2 protein-coding genes are annotated in these 3,384 nt (G+C 65.3%); both read right to left on the reverse strand.

All coding sequences use genetic code 11. The features are described from left to right. Positions 1 to 138 precede the first annotated feature (138 nt). Positions 139 to 1,446, reverse strand: a complete 1,308-nt coding sequence (locus HU720_RS23785; RefSeq protein ID WP_186523591.1) for an FAD-binding oxidoreductase — start codon at positions 1,444 to 1,446, stop codon at positions 139 to 141. Positions 1,447 to 1,474: 28 nt separating this feature from the next. Then, on the reverse strand, positions 1,475 to 2,839 hold the full coding sequence (locus tag HU720_RS23790; protein WP_186523592.1) for a glutamine synthetase family protein: 1,365 nt from the start codon (positions 2,837 to 2,839) through the stop codon (positions 1,475 to 1,477). Positions 2,840 to 3,384: the final 545 nt, after the last annotated feature.

Here is a 3,384-nt window from a genome sequence, read left to right on the forward strand (position 1 = left end):
GGGGCTGCTTCGCAGCCCTTTCGCGACACAAGGCCGCTCCTACACTGACCGCGTATACGGCATCGATATGGGGATGGGCGAGCTCTGTGGGAGCTGGCGCCAGCCTGCGATTGGGGCGCAAAGCGCCCCCTCTGTGCCTTAGCGCAATTTCTCAAGCATGCCGTAGTACCACATCCCCGCCGCCAACAGCGGGTTGCCCAGCAAGTCCCCCATCGGCACCTTGATGTGTTTGCACCCGGCAAACGTATCGAACTTCTCAAGCGTCCCAGTCAGTGCCTCGGCCATGATCTCGCCCATGATGTGGCTGGTGGCGATGCCGTGCCCCGAGTACCCCTGGCAGTACCAGACGTTGTCCGAAAGCTTGCCCAGTTGCGGAATGCGGTTGACCACGATGCCCATGGCGCAGCTCCACTGGAACTCGATCGGCACGCCCTTGAGGGCCGGGAAGGTGCGCTCGATACACGGGCGCAGCTCGGCTTCGATATCCCGCGAATCGCGTCCTGAATAGTTTGCGCCACCGCCAAACAGCAGGCGTTTGTCAGCGGTCAGCCGGTAGTAATCGAGCACGAAGCGGCAGTCGTAGACCGCCAGGTCCTGCGGGTTGATCTGCTCGGCCAGCGCGCCAAGCGGCGCCGTGGTGACGATGCCGCCCATCGCCGGGAAGATCTTGCCCTTGAGCTGACGGTTTTCCAGCTTGTGATACACGTCGCCGGCCAGCATCACTTGGCGGGCTTCAATCCGGCCATGGGCGGTAACCACCGCCGGGCGCGGGCCGTGCACGATGTCCAGCACCTCGGAATGCTCGAAAATCAGCGCCCCCAGGCTGTGGGCGGCGCGCGCCTCGCCCAGGCACAGGTTGAGCGGGTGCAGGTGCAGGTTGCGCAGGTTCTTCAGGGCACCCAGGTACAGCGGGCTCTGCAGGTGTTCGGCCATCGCTGCGCGGTCCAGCAGTTGCACCTGCTCGCCCATGCCGCGGCGCTGGGCTTCGGCCTCGAAGGCCCGCAATTCCTTCAGGTGCGCAGGTTTCATGGCCGCGTGCAGGTGGCCGTGCTTGAGGTCGCAGTCGATGCCATAGCGCGCTACGCGTTGCTCGATGATCTGGTGCCCGCGCCAGCGAAGCTGCCAGATGAAATCGTCGACCTCGTCGCCCAGGCGCTGACGCATTTGCGTACGCATCGCCTCGTCGCCCGACAGACTGCCCGTCACCTGGCCACCGTTGCGCCCGCTGGCACCCCAGCCGATGCGGTTGGTTTCGACGATGGCCACCTTCAGCCCGCGTTCGGCCAGCTCTACCGCGGTGGCCACGCCGGTGAAACCGCCGCCGATGATCGCCACATCAACCTGCACCGTGCCCGCAAGCCGTGGGTACTCGGTGTGGTCGTTGAGGCTGGCGCTGTAGTAGGACGGCGCGCGCTCGGCTGCGCCTGTGTTGCTTGCTGCGTTCATGGGTAATCCTTGTGGTCGTTCGGGGGGCTCAGGCCTGATGCAGGTACCAGCGCCAGTCCTGCTCGCTGACTTCGGCCATGAACTGGCGGTACTCGGCGCGCTTGACCTTCAGGTACACCCCTAGAAATTCTGCGCCCAATGCCTCGCGCGCCCACGCCGAGCCTTGCAGGGCATCGAGGGTGGTCAGCCAGTCGGTGGGCAGATGCTCGGTGGCCTGGGCATAGCCGTTACCCTGCACCGGCGCGCCGGGGTCGAGTTGCTCGCGAATGCCCTGGTGAGTGGCGGCAAGAATCGCAGCGGCGGCCAAGTAGGGGTTGGCGTCGGCGCCGCAGATGCGGTGCTCGATGTGACGGCTGGCGGCCGGCCCGCCTGGTACGCGCAAGCTGACGGTGCGGTTGTCCACGCCCCAGGTGGGCGCCAGCGGGGCGTAGCTGTTGGCCTGGAAGCGCCGGTACGAGTTGGCGTTGGGGCAGAACAGCAACAACGACTCGCGCAAGTGGCGCAGCATGCCGGCCACCGCCTGGCGCAGCAGCGGTGTGCCGGCCTTGTCGTCACTGGCGAACAGGTTGTTGCCGTGCGCATCGGCCAGGCTCAAGTGCATGTGCATGCCGGTGCCGGCCAGTTGGTCGAACGGCTTGGCCATGAAGCAGGCTTGCATGCCGTGGGCATTGGCCACGCCTTTGACCAGGCGCTTGTAACGCACGGCCTGGTCCATGGCCAGCAGTGCATCGCCGTGCTCCAGGGTGATTTCCACCTGGCCTGGGGCATATTCGGAGATTGCCGTACGCGCCGGAATGCCTTGGGCTTTGCAGGCGGCGTACAAGTCGGCAAGAAACGGCTCGATCTGTTCCAGCTCGCGCAGCCCATAAACCTGCGTGGTACGTGGCCGGCCACCGTCGCTATCCAGCGCAGGTTGCGGGCGGCCTTGGGCGTCGCGTTTCTGGTCGAGCAGATAGAACTCGAGTTCGCAGGCCATGACTGGGTAATAGCCGTCGGCCTTGAGCGCCTCCAGGGTGCGCAGCAGCACATGGCGCGGGTCGGCGACGCTGGCTGGCAGGCCTTCGCGCGGGTGCATGCTGACCTGTACCGCGGCCGTCGGTACGCGGCGCCAGGGCAGGCGGACCAAGCTGTCTTGCAGGGGGTAGGCGCGGCAATCAATATCGCCCACCTCCCACACCAGGCCGGAGTTCTCGACGTCGTCGCCGTTGAGGGTCAGGCCGAGGATGGTGCTGGGCAGCGGCCTGCCGCTCTCGTACACCGCCAGCAGTTCATCGCGGTGCAGCAGCTTGCCGCGTGGCACGCCGTTGGCATCGAGGATAAACAGCTCGATCAGGTCGATATCGGGGTTGTCGGCCAGAAAACGTCTGGCCTGTTCTGCAGGAGCAAAATGCATGGGGATTCGCTCGCGCCCAAGGGCGCACGGGGCCGCTGTTCAATTGCCAGCGGTCGCACTGAAGGAGCCGGCGCAAGGGCCGGAACGGGTCAGCAAGGGGCGGGCGAGGTGTCCGGTGGGCGCGCATGGCGGCAATGCCACAAGGCCCAGAAGGCGAGGATGATATGCACCAGAGGATTCTCGCCGGCACGCGCCCTGGCCTTCGGTTGCGAAGGGTTGGGCAGCGGGCGGGCGATGATCGGGGCGGGAAGCATGCCTTGATACTCACATGCGCTGTAAGGTTGATTAAAGCGGTGAATGGCAACCTTCACATCAGCGCTGGCTAAACAATACCTCGCCTGCTCGGGCCGCATCGCAGGCTGTCGCCAGCTCCCACCAAGACCTCGCACAACCGCAATATCGGTGCCTGACCCGGACTCCTGTGGGAGATTCTATGGTTTTGTACAAACCTGTTATCGCCAGACATATCTCCTTGTGGCGAGCGGGCTTGTCCCGCGTTGGGCTGCGCAGCAGCCCCTGGGGTTTTCAGGGCTGCTGCGCAGCCC

Source organism: Pseudomonas sp. SWRI51, from assembly GCF_014268825.1.
Taxonomy (GTDB): Bacteria; Pseudomonadota; Gammaproteobacteria; order Pseudomonadales; family Pseudomonadaceae; genus Aquipseudomonas; species Aquipseudomonas farsensis.

What these genes read in the sequence shown, in the direction of transcription:
- HU720_RS23785 (WP_186523591.1), bottom strand. Translation starts at nt 1,446, where the DNA reads ATGAACGCAGCAAGCAACACAGGCGCAGCCGAGCGCGCGCCGTCCTAC.
- HU720_RS23790 (WP_186523592.1), bottom strand. Translation starts at nt 2,839, where the DNA reads ATGCATTTTGCTCCTGCAGAACAGGCCAGACGTTTTCTGGCCGACAAC.